This is a genomic window from Albibacterium bauzanense, from assembly GCF_004339765.1.
In the GTDB taxonomy this organism is placed as follows: domain Bacteria; phylum Bacteroidota; class Bacteroidia; order Sphingobacteriales; family Sphingobacteriaceae; genus Albibacterium; species Albibacterium bauzanense.
In genome coordinates, this window is the sequence record NZ_SMGO01000001.1 from 254309 (window position 1) to 274328 (window position 20020).

Annotated in this window: 17 protein-coding genes; 16 read left to right on the top strand and 1 reads right to left on the bottom strand. The window is 33.6% G+C overall.

Annotation, left to right across the window (positions count from 1 at the left end):
* Window positions 1–2: 2 nt before the first annotated feature.
* From C8N28_RS01095 to C8N28_RS01135, 9 genes are read left to right on the top strand one after another with little or no spacing between them, the layout of a single operon-like run.
* Entirely contained in the window at window positions 3–1136 is a 1134-nt protein-coding gene (locus tag C8N28_RS01095; RefSeq protein ID WP_132220699.1) for a glycosyltransferase, read from the top strand.
* Window positions 1133–2221, top strand: coding sequence for a glycosyltransferase (locus tag C8N28_RS01100; RefSeq protein ID WP_132220701.1), 1089 nt, complete (start codon window positions 1133–1135; stop codon window positions 2219–2221). Before C8N28_RS01095 ends, C8N28_RS01100 begins: the two co-directional genes overlap by 4 nt.
* A complete protein-coding gene (locus C8N28_RS01105) occupies window positions 2208–3320 on the top strand; it encodes a glycosyltransferase (RefSeq protein WP_132220703.1) in 1113 nt (370 codons plus the stop codon). The genes C8N28_RS01100 and C8N28_RS01105 overlap by 14 nt, the downstream gene beginning before the upstream one ends.
* On the top strand, window positions 3317–4273 hold the full coding sequence (locus tag C8N28_RS01110) for a GNAT family N-acetyltransferase (protein WP_132220705.1): 957 nt from the start codon (window positions 3317–3319) through the stop codon (window positions 4271–4273). Before C8N28_RS01105 ends, C8N28_RS01110 begins: the two co-directional genes overlap by 4 nt.
* Window positions 4274–4293: 20 nt before the next feature.
* On the top strand, window positions 4294–5487 hold the full coding sequence (locus C8N28_RS01115) for a hypothetical protein (protein WP_132220707.1): 1194 nt from the start codon (window positions 4294–4296) through the stop codon (window positions 5485–5487).
* Window positions 5477–6436, top strand: a complete 960-nt coding sequence (locus tag C8N28_RS01120; protein WP_132220709.1) for a polysaccharide deacetylase family protein — start codon at window positions 5477–5479, stop codon at window positions 6434–6436. The genes C8N28_RS01115 and C8N28_RS01120 overlap by 11 nt, the downstream gene beginning before the upstream one ends.
* Window positions 6437–6439: 3 nt before the next feature.
* A complete protein-coding gene (locus C8N28_RS01125) occupies window positions 6440–7606 on the top strand; it encodes a glycosyltransferase family 4 protein (protein ID WP_132220711.1) in 1167 nt (388 codons plus the stop codon).
* Entirely contained in the window at window positions 7594–8199 is a 606-nt protein-coding gene (locus tag C8N28_RS01130) for a sugar transferase (RefSeq protein WP_132220713.1), read from the top strand. Before C8N28_RS01125 ends, C8N28_RS01130 begins: the two co-directional genes overlap by 13 nt.
* Window positions 8199–8807 carry an acetyltransferase gene (locus C8N28_RS01135; RefSeq protein WP_132220715.1) on the top strand — a complete coding sequence of 203 codons (609 nt, stop codon included), beginning with the start codon at window positions 8199–8201 and terminating at the stop codon, window positions 8805–8807. Before C8N28_RS01130 ends, C8N28_RS01135 begins: the two co-directional genes overlap by 1 nt.
* Here C8N28_RS01135 and C8N28_RS01140 read toward each other — a convergent pair.
* Window positions 8804–9436, bottom strand: coding sequence for a response regulator transcription factor (locus C8N28_RS01140; protein WP_132220717.1), 633 nt, complete (start codon window positions 9434–9436; stop codon window positions 8804–8806). The two genes, C8N28_RS01135 and C8N28_RS01140, sit on opposite strands and share 4 nt — an antisense overlap.
* Window positions 9437–9782: 346 nt before the next feature.
* Between C8N28_RS01140 and C8N28_RS01145 the strand changes: the two genes are divergently transcribed.
* The 7 genes from C8N28_RS01145 to C8N28_RS01175 all read left to right on the top strand — a co-directional run bounded on the left by C8N28_RS01145 (window position 9783) and on the right by C8N28_RS01175 (window position 19994).
* Window positions 9783–10481, top strand: coding sequence for a hypothetical protein (locus tag C8N28_RS01145; protein ID WP_132220719.1), 699 nt, complete (start codon window positions 9783–9785; stop codon window positions 10479–10481).
* Between the two features lie 2 nt (window positions 10482–10483).
* Window positions 10484–12145, top strand: coding sequence for a hypothetical protein (locus tag C8N28_RS01150; RefSeq protein WP_132220721.1), 1662 nt, complete (start codon window positions 10484–10486; stop codon window positions 12143–12145).
* A gap of 100 nt (window positions 12146–12245) precedes the next feature.
* Window positions 12246–13637, top strand: a complete 1392-nt coding sequence (locus tag C8N28_RS01155; protein WP_132220723.1) for an undecaprenyl-phosphate glucose phosphotransferase — start codon at window positions 12246–12248, stop codon at window positions 13635–13637.
* Window positions 13638–13765: 128 nt separating this feature from the next.
* A complete protein-coding gene (locus C8N28_RS01160; protein WP_246012685.1) occupies window positions 13766–14512 on the top strand; it encodes a polysaccharide biosynthesis/export family protein in 747 nt (248 codons plus the stop codon).
* 26 nt (window positions 14513–14538) lie between these two features.
* A complete protein-coding gene (locus C8N28_RS01165) occupies window positions 14539–16908 on the top strand; it encodes a GumC family protein (protein WP_132220727.1) in 2370 nt (789 codons plus the stop codon).
* Between the two features lie 141 nt (window positions 16909–17049).
* Window positions 17050–18576 (top strand): MATE family efflux transporter, encoded by a 1527-nt coding sequence (locus C8N28_RS01170; RefSeq protein WP_132220729.1) that lies wholly within the window; start codon window positions 17050–17052, stop codon window positions 18574–18576.
* Window positions 18573–19994, top strand: a complete 1422-nt coding sequence (locus C8N28_RS01175) for a Coenzyme F420 hydrogenase/dehydrogenase, beta subunit C-terminal domain (RefSeq protein ID WP_132220731.1) — start codon at window positions 18573–18575, stop codon at window positions 19992–19994. The genes C8N28_RS01170 and C8N28_RS01175 overlap by 4 nt, the downstream gene beginning before the upstream one ends.
* The last annotated feature ends 26 nt before the right edge of the window (window positions 19995–20020 follow it).

Below are 20020 nucleotides of genomic sequence, written 5' to 3' on the forward strand. Positions count from 1 at the left end.
TTATGAAAGTTTTGTTTTTTATAGATACCCTACAGACTGGAGGTGCTGAAAAAAGCATATTAGAAATAGCTGCGAATTTAAAAGAGTTCGATCCCATTATTTGTACACTATTCTCTGACAAGGATGACTTGAAAAAAGAATTTGCAAAGGTTAAGATCCCTGTATATGAACTAGGTTTAAAGAAATCTTCCAAATTCTGGATATTCAAAGGTAAAAAAGCCTTCGAGACGCTCATAAAGACAATTGAACCAGATATAATTCATGCTCATCTTTTTAAAAGTGAGTTAGTTGCAAGGATTTCTAATCGACCGAAATCGATACTTTTAATAGGAGCCTTTGTAAATGATTCCTATTCTAAGGAAAGATACGAAGCGCAAACCTTTACAAGGAATATTAAGCTAAATATGGTCAAATTTATCGATCGTATTTTGGCTAAAAAGGTTGATTATTTTACTTCTATAACTAAAACAATATCAATTTCAAATGCCAGGGCATTAGGAGTTGACATCAATAAGATAACTACTATATATAGAGGAAGATCTATTGAGAATTACAATCCAGTTCAACCTATGTACGAATCTAAAGATCGATTTGTGTTTTTAACCATTGCGCGCCTCTTAAAAAGGAAAGGTTATATAGAATTAATTGACGCAATTGGCGAATTAAAAAATACCAACGAGGATTTTATCTGTATGATTGCTGGCGATGGAGCTGATGCTAATGAAATTAAACTTTACGCCAATAGAAAAGGAGTTTCAAATAATATTGAATTTTTAGGTAATCGAAATGATATTTCTGCCCTTCTTCAAAAGACTCATTCATTTATCTTCCCATCTCATTATGAAGGACAAGGTGGGGCTTTAGTAGAAGCAATGTTATCTGCTAAACCAATAATCCTTTCGGATATTGATGTTTTTAAGGAACAAATTAATGAAGGAGAAACCGGGATTTTTTTTAAATTGAAGAACCCTATTGATTTAGCTGAAAAAATGAATTGGATGATGAACAATTATGACAGTGGTAAAGAGATGGGATTAAAAGCAAGATCTGTTGCAATGGAAAAGTTTGATATTTTAAAAATAGGGGATCAGCATGATTCTTTTTATAAAAGTGTGCTGGAAAATTTTGATAAATGATTATTTTCCAACTAATACAGAAATCACAACTCCGGGGCGCAGAGATATTTGCTGCTCAGCTTTCACAGCATTTGGAGGCGGCAGGACATGAAGTGTTTCTGATTAGTGTATTTCCAGGGAACGATGTGCTTCCCTTTGATGGAAAGAAAATACAGTTAAACAGACCCCTATCAAAAAGGTGGTTTGATATAAAAGGGTGGAAAGCATTAAATTCTTTAATTAAGCAGCATCAACCAGACATTATCCAGTGTAATGCTGGTGATACCTTGAAATTTACCGTTTGTTCGAAGCTGTTATATAATTGGAGAGTGCCTATTGTTGCAAGAAATGCAAGTATGGTCAGCCAGTATATTAAGAACCCGTTGATAAAAACCATAAATCGATGGTTATATAAAAAAGTGGATGCTATTATATCGGTTTCTAAGCATTCAAAAGATGACATCAATGAATTATTTCCTGAAACTAAAAAGAAGACTTCAGTAATTCCAATAGGTATTGAATTAAAAAACATAGAGAATGTTAACTGGCTAGGTAATAACAATTCTAGTTTAAACATTATACATGTTGGCGGTTTCACATTTGAAAAAAATCATGAAGGGCTTTTAAGAATTTTTAAATTATTTTTAGAAAGGCAGTCAGATGCTCATCTACACTTGCTGGGAGAAGGCTCTAAACGTAAGGAAATAGAAGAAAATTCTAAGCAAATAGGCTTGCAAGATAATATTACTTTCTATGGATGGAGAACAAACCCAATGGATTACATTGGTAAAGCAGATATGCTCTTGCTACCCAGTATCATTGAAGGATTACCAGGTGTGATTCTTGAGGCAATGGTATGTAAAACTCCAGTAATCGCTTATAATGTTGGTGGAATATCAGAAATTGTCCAACAAAATGAAACAGGATTTCTAATCAATAGAGGTGACGAAAAATCTTTTGCATTATTAATGGAACAAGCATTGCTTCCTTCTGTAAAACAAATTACACAGAATGCATATGATAAAGTTATTCAAGATTATAATAATCAATCCATTGCTCAACAGTTTGAAAGCACATATATAAAGATGATTCATGGAGAAAATTAAAATATTACATATCATTAAATCTTTAGGAAGAGGTGGAGCAGAGATGTTACTACCCGAAACCCTAAAACTCCATAATCAAGAACGATTTGAATTTCATTATATTTATTTTCTGCCTTGGAAAAACCAATTAGAAAATGCCCTTAAAGATGCTGGAGGAAAGGTCTCTTGTTTTTCAGCTAAGAACAATATTGAATTGATGCTTCAATGGAGAAAAGTGATTCGTTATATCACTCAGCATAACATACAATTGGTTCACTGTCATCTTCCCTGGGCAGGCTTTTTAGGGCGTTTAGTACACCGTTTAAAAGGAATTCCTCTGATCTACACAGAACATAATAAACAAGAACGTTATCATAAAATCACCTTTTATTTAAATAAATGGACTTTTAACAGCCAGAGCAAAGCAATCGCTGTTTCAGAAGACGTAGCTCTTTCAATCCAGAAAAACATTCAACCAACAATACCTGTAGAAGTTATTTCAAATGGTGTTAATACTTCTTCTTTTAAACGTAATACTCAGGATGGAGTTGCTATACGTAAAGACTTAGGATTGCCAGAAAATGCATTAATTATAGGAACGGTTGCAGTTTTTAGATTTCAAAAAAGACTCTTGGAATGGTTAGAAGTTATGGCACAAGTCTGTGCGAATGATGAGCGTGTTTATGGCATTATCGTTGGCGACGGTCCATTAAAAGAAGAACTTCTTAACAAAAGAAGAGAATTAGGTTTAGAAAACAGAGTTTTTATGCCAGGTTTGAAGGTAGAGGTTAAACCTTGGTTATCAGCAATGGACATCTATATGATGAGCTCTGAATTTGAAGGGCTGCCTATTGCTCTATTAGAAGCTATGAGTATGGGTTGTGCAGTTGTAACAACAGATGCAGGTGGTATTAAAGAAGTGATTCAAAATAATATAAATGGTTTAATGGTACCGGTTGAGGAATGGAAGAGTTTAAAAAATGAGGTTTTGAAATTAATATATAGCGAACCTTTACGACTAGAATTAGCACAAAATGCAGAAAAACGAGTGCAAGAGGCATTTAGTTTGGACAAAATGGTTTATGAGCTAGAAACAGTATATGAAAATATGTTTCAATGAGTGATACAATGCAAATAAGAAAAGCAAACTCAGAGGATATTCCGAAAATTATTGAACTCTTAAAAATCTCATTAGGGGAATCTTTAATACCTAAATCTGAAAAGCTTTGGCGATGGAAACATATTGATAACCCATTCGGCGCCTCAACAGTCTTACTAGCAGAAGAAAATGAGCAGATAATAGGCCTAAGAGCATTTATGAATTGGGAATGGAAAGATCAGGATCAGAGCTATAAAACCGTTAGAGCAGTAGATACAGCAACTCATCCTGCTCATCAGGGAAAGGGAATTTTCAAAAATTTAACCTTAAAAGGTTTGGAGGAAATCAAACAAAATACAGCTTTTGTTTTTAATACTCCTAATCAAAAAAGTAAACCAGGTTACCTAAAAATGGGCTGGGAAGAACAAGGAAGAATGCCCATACAACTAAAAATAAATCCCTTTGCATTTAAAGGCAAGATACCATTAGAATTATTCTCTTGGAATGGTTTAAAGTTATCGGATAAACTCTTCGAAAATCCAGGGCCTGGAATCCAAACTAATTATAGCAGGGCATATTTTGAATGGCGGTATTCAGCTAATCCTATGTTTGACTATCAATTCTTAACTGACAACGATAGTTATCTAATAGTTTATCGTTATAAGCAGCATAAGTTTGGGGTAGAGCTTCGAATTGTAGATTTTTTAGTAAACAAGAATATTTTTAATTCCGATAAAAGAAAGCAGTTAAGTTATGAGCTAAAATTGCGATGTAAAAGAGTATTTTTGACTACAGTTTCTGGTAACCATTATAAAAACATGAATTTTCAATATCCATTCTTAGGTCTATTGCCAATTCTTAAAATAGGGCCTATGATCACTCTAAAAAATATTGGGCTTTCTTCTTCGGAATTTGAAGAACTCTTGAATACCGAATCTTGGATATATAGTTTAGGGGACTTAGAGTTGTTTTAATTAAATAGAAATACTACATTATGGTAGGCGCATTGATTTTAGCAATTATTCTTTATGGGCTGCAACAGCCTTTATTAGCAAACCTAAAAAATAAACATCCTTTTATTAATTTAAGACTTTTAGACAATCTATATGTTTACCACCTGCTTTTTTGGCTGATATATTATATCTATACCCGCTCTAGCCGATCTGATTCATTCGCTTATTTTAATAGAGCAGAAAATGGTGATACATGGCTCGGAATCTATCATACAGGAACGCGATTTATAGATTTTGTAGCTTATCCATTTGTGAATTTAGGATTTAACTATGAAATGATGATGATGCTTTTTGCATGGTTTGGGTTTATCGGATTCGTCTATTTCTATATCTTTTTTAAAGAAAACAACCGTTTACTAGTTAGATATCAAGGCTATGATCTGATTGCTATCTTACTATTTCTTCCAAATATGCATTTCTGGACTGTATCTTTGGGTAAGGGATCATTGATATTCTTAGGTTTAGGCTTATTTGCATATGCGATGAAAAAACCTCAAGCGCGTTTGATTGCATTGACTTTAGGAAGCTTAATCGTGTTTAACATAAGGCCACATGTATTTTTATTTCTAGGGGCTGGTGCAGTAATTGGCTATTTAACCGGAAGAGAAAAAGTACCTCTATATCAAAAGATTTTAGTTTATATTACTTTTATAGGTGCTATATTTTTATTTTATGGTCAGATATTGGCCGTCGCAAACTTAAATGAGGCTGATATCATTGGCAGCTTTGACGAATTTGCAACAAAAAGGGCGGGAGAGCTTTCCTCATCAGGGTCTGGTGTAGATTTAAATAATTATTCCTTGCCCCTAAAGTTATTTACGTTTTGGTTCCGACCATTATTCCTGGATGCTTCTGGGATATTAGGCATCTTTGTTTCGTTAGAAAATCTCTTATATTTATTGTTGGTTTATAAACTATTTGACAAGCAATTTATAAGCTTCTTCAAACAGTCTTCTTCTTTAGTAAAAATGAGTGCCGTCATTTTTTTAACTTCCTCCATAGCGTTATCTTTTGTAATGTCAAATCTTGGTTTAGTAATACGGCAAAAAAGTATGGTTATGTATTTTCTATTCTTTGTTATCCTTTCCTTTTTGTCATACAAAGAGAATTTGCGCAGAATCTGGATTAACAAACGTAAAGCGGAACTAGTAGCAAAAACTGAAAATGAAAAATAAAGGCACATTCACTATTTCTTTAGATTTCGAATTATACTGGGGAGTATTTGAAAAAGTAAACCTTCAGGATAGGCTTACCTATTTCAGAAACACTCGAGAAGTGATTCCAAGAATGTTAGAACTATTTAATAAGTTTAATGTACATGTTACCTGGGCAACCGTAGGAATGTTATTTGCTGAGAATTGGGAAGAATGGGAGGAGATTAATCCGGTATGTAAACCCAATTACTTGAACCAACATGTTAATCCATATAGATTACAAGAAATATATGGTAAAAGAAAGGAATTAGAATTTTGTTTTTTTGCTCCAGATTTAATAAAACAGATCATCAGCAGTGAAAATCAAGAACTAGCAAGCCATACGTACTCCCATTATTTTTGCCAGGAGGAAGGTCAGGATGAAGCTAGTTTTGATGCTGATTTAGAAATAGCGGTTAAATTAGCTAAACGATTAGGAGTGGATTTGAAATCATTGGTTTTTCCACGGAATCAGATCCGTCAAGATTATCTAAAGATATGTAGTCAACATGGAATAGAGGCTGTTCGTTCAAATCCTATTGATTGGTATTGGAATGAAACAGGTAAAGAAACCTTAATGAAAAAAGTATTCAGAACAGGTGATGCGTTTATTCCCTTGGGTTCGAAAAAGTCATATAAGCTCTCAGATACAAATTTAGAGGAAGTAATACAGTTAAAGGCAAGCCGCTTCTTGAGGCCTTATTCCTCAAAAAGTATAATTAATGCTTTGCGCTTGCGTCGCATATTAAAAGAAATGGAAAGTGCTGCTATTGATAAAGAACATTATCATTTATGGTGGCATCCGCACAACTTCGGAACGTTCCCACAGGAAAGTTTGGCTGGATTAGAAATTATATTGAATAAATATAAAGAACTCCAACTCCGATATGGGATGCAAAGTTTTACAATGAAAGAAATCAGTAATTTTTAATTCATGAGTAATCCCAAGCTTATCCGTATTACTACTGTCCCTCTTTCATTAGAGAAGCTGCTTGAACATCAACTTCGTTTCATGAGTCAATATTATGAAGTTATAGCAATATCGTCTGATAAGCCTTGGTTAGAGAGAATTGGAGAGAAGGAACAAGTTTCAACATATAACGTTGAAATGAGCCGACAAATCACACCAATTTCAGATTTGAAAGCATTGTGGAGGCTCTATCGCTTTTTTAAGTTAGAGAAACCTTTGATTGTTCATACACATACTCCAAAGGCTGGTATTGTAGGTATGCTTGCTGCAAAAATGGCTGGTGTTCCACATCGTTTCCATACGGTTGCAGGAATGCCATTAATGGAAACTACCGGTAATAAAAGAAAGCTGCTTAATTTTACAGAACGATTAACCTACAAATGTGCTAACGCAGTTTTTCCTAATTCTAAAGGATTGAAGGAAACCATTTTAAAAGAAGGGTTTTGTGTAGAAAGCAAGTTGAAAGTTATTGGAAACGGTAGCTCGAATGGTATTAATACATCTTATTTTGATCCTGCACTTTACTCCTTGGACGACGTACAAATTTTAAAAGATGATTTAGGAATTGATATTAACGATGTTGTTTTCCTTTTTGTGGGTCGTTTAGTGGGTGATAAGGGAATAAATGAACTGGTTTCTGCCTTTAAAAAATTGAACATCCAATCTCCAGCAACAAAAATAATCTTAGTAGGTCCTCAAGAACAACATTTGGATCCTTTACTGCCAGATGTAGTTAGAGAAATAGAGAACAACCCTTCCATTATATCGCTTGGTTACCAATCTGATGTAAGAGCATATTATTCAATAAGTGATGTAATGGTTTTACCAAGCTATCGGGAAGGCTTTCCGAATGTCGTAATGCAAGCAGGTGCGATGGGATTGCCTTGTATTGTATCTAATATTAATGGGTGCAATGAAATTATTATAGAAGGAGAAAATGGTTTAATTATCCCCACAAAGAATGAGAAAGCCTTATTGGAAGCAATGATTAAATTTGTGAATAATAAAGACTTGTTAAATAAATTAAAAGCGAATACCAGAAAAATGATCATTGACCGTTATGATCAACAGCATTTCTGGAATCTTCTATTGAATGAATATAATACACAGATTCAAAAATGTATCAAATAATCATTAAACCTGTTTTTGATTTTAGTTTAGCATTCATGGGCTTTGTGCTTCTTTTGCCAATATTTTTCATACTTGTCATTCTTTTATTTTTTGCGAATCAAGGAAAACCTTTTTTCATACAAGCCCGTCCGGGTAAAAATGGAAAGATATTTAATCTTATCAAATTTAAAACCATGAATGATAAAAAGGCTGCAGATGGAAATTTGCTTCCTGACTCCGATCGACTAACGGCAATCGGCTCTTTTATACGTAAAACCTCCCTTGATGAAATACCTCAATTATTTAATGTAATTAAAGGCAATATGAGCTTAGTGGGACCACGGCCTTTATTGGTAGAATACCTGCCATTATATACTTTGGATCAGAATCGCAGACACGAAGTAAAGCCAGGAATTACAGGTTGGGCACAAGTGAATGGTAGAAATACCATTTCATGGGAGAAGAAATTCGGGTATGATGTTTGGTATGTGGACAATATATCTTTGGCCTTAGATGCAAGAATTTTATGGAGAACCATGGCAAAGATTTTCAAGGGCGAGGGTATTAATGCAGGAGGGCAGGCAACTATAAATAAATTTAAAGGAAGTATATAATGGTATATTTAATTGGAGCGAGTGGACATGCTAAAGTAATAATCGAAATTCTTGAAGACCTTGATATAAAAGTCGGTGGTCTATTGGATTCTAATCCAGAAATTAAAACATTATTAGATTACAAAGTTTATGAAGGACTTCCTGTTTCATTCAACCCGAATGAGGATAAATTAATCATTTCAATAGGGAATAATGCAATCAGAAAAAGGCTGGCTTCTTCTAGTATTCATAAATTTATTTCAGTTCGTCATATCAATACAAGCATTTCTAAACGATCAACTATTGGAGAAGGTACTGTAATAATGGCCGGAGTATCTATGAATTCATCATGCAATATTGGAAACCATGTTATTATTAATACAAACGCTTCCATTGATCATGATTGCATACTTGAGAACTATGTACATATTTCACCAAATGCTGCTTTAGCTGGTAATGTGCAAATAGGAGAGGGAACACATGTAGGTATTGGGGCTTGTATTATTCAAGGAATCAAAATTGGGAGATGGTGCACAATAGGTGCGGGGGCTGTGATTATCCATGACGTACCAGATGGTGCAACGGTTATTGGTAATCCTGGGCGTATAATTAAAATGGGGAAAATTTAATGAGTATTCTGCACCCACTTATTCTTATTAGCAACCCGAATTGCGTCTTCCTTGCTTACAACTTCTAGTTTACGGTAAATATTTTTAATATGCGTCTTAACGGTTTCTTTACTAATAAATAGCTCATCTGCAATTTTTGAGTAACTTTTGCCTTCTGAGATATACTGTAATACTTGCGATTCCCGATCTGATAAAGGAGAGTCATTCTGCTTTTGGAAGGATTCAACAACCATCTTTGAAATCGATAAACTCATAGGCGCACCACCAGCAAGTGCTTCTTCAATAGATTTTTTAATTGTATCCAGACTGGCTGTTTTAATAATATAACCACTTGCTCCAGCACTTAATGACTTAAATACTTGACTACTATCCTCAGAAACGGTAATAATAAGAATAATACAATTCGGTAATTTTTTTCTAATTAACGTAGTGCCTTCAATTCCACTTATTCCAGGCAGTTGTATGTCTATCAAAACAATGTCAGGAGCATCGCGCTCTAAATTAGCAATCGCATCTTCACAATTGCTATAAGTGCTAACAATAACATATTTTCCTGCCGACTGCAAGATCATTCTTAAACTTTCACGTATCAACTGATTATCATCAATAATAATAATCCTATTCTGCATTTTTGTTTAATTTTTTTGTTCGGTTTATAAAAGGTGGTAGTTCAATATAGCTCAGATTTCAATTAACAAATTTTTATTTTATTCAGGTTAAAATTGATGAAATATTTGTATTTCTTGTAATAAAAAAGTTAAGTCATATTAAAAATAACCTTCTCTTAACAAATATGTAACTAAATTACGAAATATCCCCCATAATGGGTGATATAAAAGGATTATTTTTGAATTAGCTTTGAACAAATTAAGAGATATAATCCATGAATTTAAACCTGAACACTAATTTTAAGAAGCTAATCAATTAACCCTAAGTTGAAAAGATAATTTTTCTCATTGTATTTAATTAATAATTATGAAACCATTGTTATACTTAACAAGCGTAATGTGTGTATTGCTGGGAAGTTTTTCTCAAGCAAAAAGTCAAACTCCGGACAACCCTGTTTATGTTCGCTCTATCGGAATTCAAGCCGGTACACAAGGAGTAGGGGTAACCTTTTCGGTACCTTTTCAAAACCACCTCGCCCTTCGCGCAGGCGCAGCTTTTTTACCTTTTGATACCGATGTATTGAAAACCTATAATAACTATAAAACGACAAACGATATTACTGCACGTATGTCCAATATACATTTACTAGTTGACTGGACTCCATTTGATGCAAATGATAACTTTGGTAAGCATTTCGCAATAAGTGGTGGTATGGGCTATTTCTTTAAGGCAAAAGGTACATTTGTAACTAAACTTACTGAACCTTATCAATATGGGGAAATTGAGATTGCTCCGGAAGATATTGGTGTTCTTACAAGCAGTATTGACTGGGAATTCTCTTTAGCTCCTTATTTAGGATTAGGGTTACAAAATTTCAATTTAGGACCAAAGCTTGGTTTAGATCTTAATCTGGGTGCTTATTACCTTGATAAACCTAATGTTCGCATCGTAGGAACTAACTTGTTGGACGGAAACGAAGCAAACGCAAAATTAGTAGAAGATAATGTAGATAAATATCGTTTCTTACCGGTTGTTCAATTAAGTCTAAGCTATAAAATTAAATAAAAATGAAAAGGATATACTTTATATTAGTAGGGGCGTTGATTTCAACCATGTTGTTCTCACAATGTGCTGATCCCCTAAAAGGTTTTGAATTAAATGTTAGTACAGACGTAATTCACTATACTACTTTAATTCAAGTTAAAGATGCCAATGGTGGTTCAGTAGGTAATGATATTACTGTAACCATTACTGGTCGCGATGCCGCCTCTATTTATAATCTTGCCGGTGAAAAGCAGTTTGCTTTATCTAGTGGAATTTTAGGCTTAGGTGTTACTCCATATGCAGATCCTACAGCAGGTAATAACATTCAGTTTACGGTAGTTCTTTCTGGCGCAGGTTATGTTACTCAGAATGTGCCTGTAACCATTAACTACAATCAATTTGAGAGTGTTAAAACTGTTACCTTATTAAAACCAGCTAACCCTCCGGTTGATGGTATTGTTGAGAGTATAACAACTACTGCATTGGTTAACAATGCTACTGCAAGCCCAATTGTTCTTACAACAGGTAGTGGGGATATAGGCAAACAATCTGTTAATATTGAGATTGCCAGTGGTACACAGTTCTTAGATGCAGCCGGTACAGTTATTACAGGTGCATCATTAAGGAGTTCAGTAACGTTATTCGATCCATCTGAAGAAACAGCTCTTGCTGTATTCCCTGGTGGAAGTTTAACAACAAACAATGTTATTCCTGAAGGTGGCGGTGCTGCAGAAACTGGTTCATTTGTACCAGCAGGGCTTGTAAATATTGAATTCAGTATAGGTAATACGCAAGTAAAACAATTTAGTAAACCAATTACAATTGATATTGGACTTGAGCCGACCTTCATCAATCCAAGCACTGGTGCTTCCTTACAAGCAGGTGATGAGTTGGGTATTTACAGTTATGATAATGCTACCGCACAATGGACTTTTGAAAAGAATGTAACTGTAACCATGGTGAATGGCAATCCGGTTGCTCGTTTTGAAACCAATCACTTAACCTGGTACATGATAGGAAGTTTCTTTAAATCATGTAATACTCCACTTGTTATCAATGTTCTATCTCCATGGATGCAAGATGGTATTACCTATTCTTTAACTGTGGAAGCTATTATAGCAGGAAAGGTTGTTTCTTCTACCCAGGCTTCTGTAACGAAAGAAAATCCTACAATTACACTTCCTCAACTACCGGTTTCAAGTGGTTTAATAAGTATTCGTGTTCGGGACAACTCAGGTAGAGACTTAACAGAAAATGAAGGCTTCTATGGTATAAAACTTGTCGCTCTGGGATGTACTGCACTTCCATTTAACTTCCAGCTTAATGAGCCAACAAGTAATCCTAAAGTAACCTTACAACTATATGTTCGTTGTCCGGGTGATGATTTGGTGCTAAATGTTCTTCCAACATTCTATCTATATGTTCGTGACCGTGAGAACGGTGAAACTGAATTCAAACTATTAGGTGTTGTTAAAAATGGCTTCATATCCACTTCTATGTTAACTGCTGGTGCAAAATACGATTTCAAAGCAGTTTGGGGTGATAAAGTTAAAGTTGTTGTTGGCAAGACAGTAACAGCCGATAATTCAGGAACAGTAGGTATTGAACCGGGTGATATCATTGGCGAGAAAGCTGGTGCAGTTAACCTTGAAATGCTAACTGAAGCTTGTAATACTATAAAATAATAATCTTATAACCTTATCCTGATCAATTATTAATCAGGATAAGGTTATTTCATAGACACATCCATTGTGTTTACCTCTTGTTTTGTTTATTAAGTAAATCATGCAATCGAGTTTCGCTTATATTTCTAAATATATTGTAGCCTTAACAGATGTTATTCTGGTAAGTGTTGTCTTTCTTATTTCGGCTGAATTAACAGAATATGTATTTGGCTTGAATATCAGAGATTTCTATAAATATTATTTATTAATTGTAAACTCAACCTGGTTGGTAATTGCCTTGGCTTTTGGTTTATATACAGCCATTGGTATGGAGAATTTAGAGAAGTTTTACCGCAGCACTTTTCGTTGCAGTGTATTCCATCTCCTTTTTTTTGGTATCACCTTATTTTTTATTGAAAACAGCTTCCTTTCTTTAAAGGTATTTATTTTCTTCTATCCTTTACTGGGTTTAGGTCTATTGCTTAGTCGCTTCGTTGGTACCTATTTTCAAATGGTTGTTTTGAGCAAATTTAATGTTCGTAAATCGGTTGCCATTATGGGTAATAATCAGGGTGGACAAAAATTGGCTCAATATTTCAGTACACATGAACTTAATTATTCTTTCGAAGGTTTCTTATCAGAATCTGATTCTTTATTGGTTAATGATAAGGGTGAATTGATGCCTGCTGCCTTTGGACAATTGCAAAAAGCCGTCGATCAAAATATCAATGAGGTTTATGTTTCGCTGAAACCAGAGCGCATGTCACTCACTACTTCTTTATTGGCAGAAGCAGAACGCCAGTGTATTCGTATTAAATTGGTGCCAGATTTAAGTATGGAAAATAGGATACCTTTTGAAATGAGCTTTATGGGCGAATTGCCTGTGTTGAGTGTTCGACAGGAACCATCTTACGAGATAGAGAACCGCTTTAAGAAACGTGTTTTCGATCTGTTCTTTAGTTCATTGGTAATTATCTTTTTGTTAAGCTGGCTTTATCCAATTTTAGCTATTCTAATAAAATTAGAAAGCCCAGGACCTGTCTTATTCAAGCAGCAACGTAGTGGGAGGGATAATAAACCTTTTTGGTGCTATAAGTTTCGTAGCATGGAAGTAAATGAGAATAGTGATTCTCTACAAGCATCCAAAAATGACTCTAGAGTAACGAGGTTAGGTAAGTTTATGCGAAAAACGAGTATTGATGAACTTCCTCAATTCTTTAATGTGCTTCAAGGCACTATGAGTGTAGTAGGCCCTCGTCCTCACATGCTAAAACATACCAAACAATATAGTAGGATTATAGAGAAATATATGGTAAGACAATTTATGAAACCAGGTATTACGGGTTGGGCGCAAGTTAATGGTTACCGCGGAGAAACGAAAGACCCTGCTTTAATGGAGAAAAGAGTGACTCATGATATTTGGTACATGGAAAACTGGACTGCAATGCTGGATGTAAAAATTGTATTTTTAACTGTAATTAATATCCTTACCGGAGAAGAAAATGCAATCTAAAATTAACAGGATTGCACAATTAAGTTGATATCTTCGCGTTTGCTAATTATCAACCATTTCATATATCTACCATGTACAAACATATACCCAACACAAGAATATTTGTTCTTCTAACATCTTTCTTTCTCTTGTCATTTTCATCTTGCGTAGTAACCAAAAAATCAGTTTATTTTAACGATCTACCTTTTGATAGTACTGCAGTTGTAAACTTGGCTAAGTTTAATGAACCTGTTATTCAAGCTGATGATATTCTTAACATAACGATACAAACAGTTGATGTAGATGCAACAGCTGCCGTTAATCAAGTGTCAACGGTACCCGCAGTAGGTGCCAGTTCAGCATCAACAGTAGGCAATCAGGTTATTAAAGGATTTTTGGTCGATAAGGATGGAAATGTAGCGATACCTATGCTAGGAAATATTAAAGTAGCAGGCTTAACTACCTATGATGCACGCCAGTTAATCGCTGAAAATGCTTCTAGATTTTTTAAGGAGCCTACGGTTCAAGTACGCTTTGCAAACTTTAAGATAACCATTATTGGCGAAGTAGCTAAACCTGCAACTTATACAGTACCAAATGAAAAAGTAACCTTATTAGATGCCATTGGCTTAGCTGGTGATTTAACCATTTATGGCAAAAGAGAAAATGTAATGCTCATAAGAGACAACCTGAATGGTGAAAAGGAATTTATACGCTTTAACCTTAATTCTTACGATACCTTTAAATCACCTTATTTCTATTTACAACAAAACGATGTGATATATGTAGAGCCAGGTAAAGGTAAAGTTGCAGCTAATAATGCTGCAAGGACTCAAACTATATCCTTAATTAGTGCACTTGCATCTTTAGCAATCGTTGCATTATCCAGATTATAAAATTCTAAAATAAAAAGACTTATTATATGAGCGAGTGGGAGGAATATGGCTTCAAAGAAGAATCAAATGATGCTAATAAAGCAATTATTGGTTTGCTTAATAAATTATTGAAAAATTGGTATTGGTTTGCATTGGGTGCTTTTATTGGTTTAGCAATAGCATTTACTTATTTACGTTACAGCACTCCAATTTATCAAATCAATGCTAAGGTTTTGGTAAGTGATGAAAAAAAGGGAGCTGGTGTAGAAAATGCTCTATTAGGTGATTTTGCTGGCATGCTAGGCGCTAAGAGTACAGTTGATAATGAAGTTGAGATATTGAAAACTCGTACTTTAATGGAGGAGGTAGTTCAGGAACTTCATTCCAATATTGTGTATTATCGAAAGGGAAATATAAGAGACGTTGAGCTCTATAAACCGCCGTTTTATATCGATATTATAGAGATAGATTCTAATGTTGTTAATAACCTTTTCAACTTAAAACCTATTAGTGAAAAACAAGTTCAAATATCAAATAGTGATTTTCAAGAAACAATTTCTTATAATCAGATACTAATTATTCCTGAGATTGGTAAGTTTCAAATTATAAGGAATAGTGAAGTATCATTTTTAGATGAAACCTATCAGTTCAGTATTTCAAGTTTAGACAATAGGGTCGTTGATTTTATGAAGAGACTTAATGTTGAAGTCGCTAATAAATTAGTTACAGTTATCGATTTGGGCTTTGAATATCCTCTAAAGAGAAAAGGTGAAGATATTTTAAATACCTTGATTAATAAATATGTTCAAAGTAACTTGAGAGATAAAAATACTATTGCAGATAGTACCATAGCATTTATAGAGGATCGTTTAGTCTTAGTCAGTCAGGAATTGGGAAGTGTAGAGGGAGATATCCAGAGCTTTAAACAAAAAAGCCAATTGGCAGATATGACTGTACAGTCTCAAATTCTTTTAGAAAATTCGAGTCAATATATCAAAGACCTAGCTGCAATAGAAACACAATTAAGTATTCTTAGCAGCATGCAGGGTTATTTAGACGACAGAAATAATGCACGAATTATTCCCAGTGCCATGCTGCCTAGCGATGTTGTTTTTAGTGGACTTGCAGAACGTTATAATACATTATTATTAGAACGTGATCGTAGATTACTAAGTTCAACTCCAGATAATCCAACCATAATTAATCTGGATAAACAGCTTACTAATTTAAGGCAAGACATCCAAGGTAATCTAAATAGTACAAAAGCAAATTTAACTATTACAAGAGCTGATCTTTTAAAGAAAACAGAACAATTAGAAGGAGCCATTCGTAGTGTACCTGCTACTGAAAGAACCTATCTAGATTTAGAAAGACAGCAGCAGATCAAACAAGAACTCTATGTATTCCTCCTACAGAAGAGAGAAGAAACGGCTATTAGTAAAACCTCAAATATCTCAAATAGTAGAATAATTGATGCTCCTAAAGCTGAAAATCTTCCAATTAGTCCTAAAAAATTGTTTGTTTTAGCTGTCGGTTTATTATTTGGTTTAGCTATACCTTTTATTATTTTATATCTAAAGGATATTTTAAATACAAAGATTCAGGATAAAGAAGATATTAAACGGAGAACACAGGTTCCAATAATTGCAGAGATTGGTCATAATGATAAATATGAAATTGAGTTAATCACAAAAGAATCACGTTCAGCTCTCTCTGAGAGTTTCCGATCATTAAGGACGAATTTAGATTTTTATTTAAGATCTAATGATCAAAAAGTTGTTTTACTTACCTCTAGTATGAGTGGAGAAGGAAAGTCTTTTGTTGCAATTAACTTAGCCTTGGTTCTAGCTTTTTCCGGAAAAAAAGTAGTTGTTATGGAAATGGATCTTCGTAAACCGAACCTTTCTGTTAAACTAAACTCAAAAAATACCATTGGATTTAGTAATTATATTATTTCAGAACAGTTAACCTCGGAAGATATCATACAACCTTCAGGTATAAATGATAATTTGTTTTTAATAAGTTCTGGGCCAATTCCTCCAAATCCATCTGAATTAATATTAAATGAGCGTACAGATCAATTAATGACGACATTAAAAAATGAATTTGATTATATAATCATTGATGCGCCACCAATTGGATTAGTTACAGATGCTCAATTATTGAGTAAGTATGCAAGTCTCTCGCTATATGTGGTACGACAAGGATTTACAATGAAAGGTCAATTAGGAATTGTTAATGATTTGGGGCAAGATAATAAATTGGGTAAAATTGCGATTCTTGTGAACGATATTAAATATAATAAGGGTTATGGCTATGGCTATGGCTATGGTTATGGCTATGGTTATGGCTATTATGAAGATTCTCATAAAAAAAATTCTAAGAGATGGTTGACTTGGTTTTCGAATACTAAATAAGTATTCTAATTATTTAGTATTGCATTTATAATTGTTATAAGTCTCAAAACAATTCGTCTTATAATAATTATAAATGTTTTAGAAATATTATAAAGCATAATTCGTAAAAACATAAAAGAAGATTAAGAATTCTAAAAGAAAATGGTTCCGGCAAATAGGGTAGTACTAAATACTGTAATATTATACGGTCGCATGTTAATTACAATGGGTATTACTTTGTATTCGACACGTTTAGTTTTAAATACCTTAGGAAGTACGGATTATGGTATTTTTAATCTTCTTGCAGGGATTATTACAATGCTATCATTTCTGAATACAGCAATGGCAACTTCAACTCAACGCTATCTATCCTTTTATCAAGGGACAGATAACATCTCGATGCAAAAACGAATTTTCACAAACTCCTTTTTTCTGCATATTATTATCGGGGGAGTTATAGTCTTAATTTTAGAGATTTTGGGTCTATTTTTATTTGATGGTGTTTTAAACATTCCACAAAATAGAATTGAACAAGCAAAGATAATCTATCATTTTATGTCCTTAACTGTTTTTTTTACAATTATAACTGTTCCTTTTACGGGAACTCTAATTGCAAATGAAAATATGCTTTGGATAGCCATTGTAAATATTTTAGAGACATTGTTAAAGTTAATCATAGCGATTTCATTATATTATGTAACTTTTGATAAACTTGTATTTTATGGTTTCTTTACAGCAGGAATTAGTATAATAAGCTTTTTCTTGTTTTCTGTCTATTGTTTTAGAAGGTATAAAGAATGCACTTTCAAACGAGTGTTTAATGTTGATAAAACATTAATAAAAGAATTAAGTTTTTTCGCAAGCTGGAACCTCTTTGGAACTTTTTGTGGCTTAGGGAGAAATCAGGGCCTGGGGATTCTGATGAATCTATTTTATGGAGTAATCATTAATACTTCATATGGGATTGCCAATCAAGTCTCTGGTCAACTTAAATTTTTTTCTGCTACATTGTTACAAGCAATAAATCCGCAAATAATGAAAAGTGAAGGTGCAGATGATAGAGAAAGAATGTTAAGACTCTCTATGATTGGAAGTAAATTCAGCTTTTTCTTACTAGCTCTTTTTGCTATTCCTTGTATTTTTGAAATGGAACAGATTTTGCAACTTTGGTTAAAGAATGTTCCCGAATATGCGGTAGTATTTTGTGACCTGATTTTAATTGCAACTTTAGTTAATCAATTGACAATAGGATTACAGTCCGCTTTTCAAGCCACGGGAAAAGTGAAAGTTTATCAAGCTATTGTTGGTACAATTTTATTATTCAACCTTCCTTTTTCCTATATTTTGTTGAAGCAAGGCTTTCCTGTTTATTCTGTATTAATCTGTTATATTGTTTTAGAAGCTATAGCGTGTATGGTGCGGGTTGTGCTTTTAAAAATAATTGCTGGATTGTCAATAAAAGAATATATGGAAAGAGTTTTAGGAATGACAATAATTCCCGTACTACTTTCTATTGTGGTTTGTGCGATATTTAAATATAAGGTTGAATTACCTTTTAGGTTTTTATTTACAGGAATTGTGTCTGCTATTACATTTATTACTGCTATTTATACCGTAGGCCTATACAAAGATGAAAAGAATATGTTAATGCAAATATTTAATTATGCACTTAATAAATTTAGAAAATGACCAATAGTATAAAAGAGGCTGAATCTTTAATGGAGACGGTCGTGAAAGGTGGATATTGTGTTGGTTGTGGAGCTTGTTCTGCAGTAGAGAATTCCCCAATACGCATGGAATTGGATGCTGATTCTAAATATCAAGCTACTTTGGACATTAAAGATGTTAGCTCTGATTTTAAAAAATCTGTTTTAGAAGTTTGCCCTTTTTCTGACCAAAGTCTCAATGAAGATCAAATTGGCAAAGATCTATATGGATCGCATGCAACAATGCATGATAAATTAGGATATATAATATCTACATATGCTGGTTATGTAGCACAAGATAATTTCCGTGAAATGGGTAGCTCAGGAGGTATGGGTACTTGGATATTGTCCGAATTATTAAGTCAAGGGTTGGTAGATGGAGTTATTCATGTAAAAGAGAGGAAGGATTCAGAGGACCATTCGATGATCTTTAAGTATTCTATATCAACAACACTTGACGAAGTTATAGAAGGTGCAAAATCAAGATATTATCCAATAGAAATATCTGAAGTTATAAATTTAGTAAGAAATAGACCAGGTAAATATGCTATTGTTGGTTTACCTTGTTTTATAAAGTCTATTCGTTTATTAACTAAACAAGATCCTGTTTTAAATGAACGTATTAAGTATTGCATTGGACTTATATGCGGCCATTTAAAAAGTGAGAATTTTGCAAAAATGTGGGCATGGCAATGTGGAGTACATCCAGATAATTTAGAATCTATTGATTTTCGAACTAAATTAGAAGGGTATACTGCTAATCAGTATGGTGTTACAATTAAAGGAGAAATAGATAATAAAAAAGTTGCAATTCAAAGCCCTCCCTTGAATCAATTATTTGGCGCAAACTGGGGATGGGGACTTTTTAAGTATAAGGCTTGTGATTACTGTGATGATGTTACTGCAGAAACAGCTGATATTACTATTGGAGATGCTTGGTTACCAAAATATCTGAATGATAGTAAAGGGACAAATATTATAATAGTAAGAAATCCTATAATCAATGAATTAATAATTAAATGTCGATTGGAGAAGAAATTGATAGTAGAAGAAATAAGCCCTCAAGAAGCAATTGCATCTCAAAGTTCTGGATTTTCGCATAGGAGAGAAGCTTTATCGTTCCGTTTATTCTTAGCCGATGAAGAAAAGAAATGGCGACCGCAAAAAAGAGTATTGGCTTCAAATTCAACGATTAGCGACCTTATGAAAACCCGTCAAATACTGCGTATGGATATGGCAAGAACAAGTCACTCAGCATTTAATGAATCACTAAGACACAATGACTTTAATATATTTAAAAATCAACTCGATCCAATAATTAAAGAGTATAAAAGAACATATGCTCAAACGATAGGAAGAAAAGTTCTTAATAAAATAAAAAAATACCTTAAAAAGTATTAGTATAAGTACATTTTAAAGAATAATAA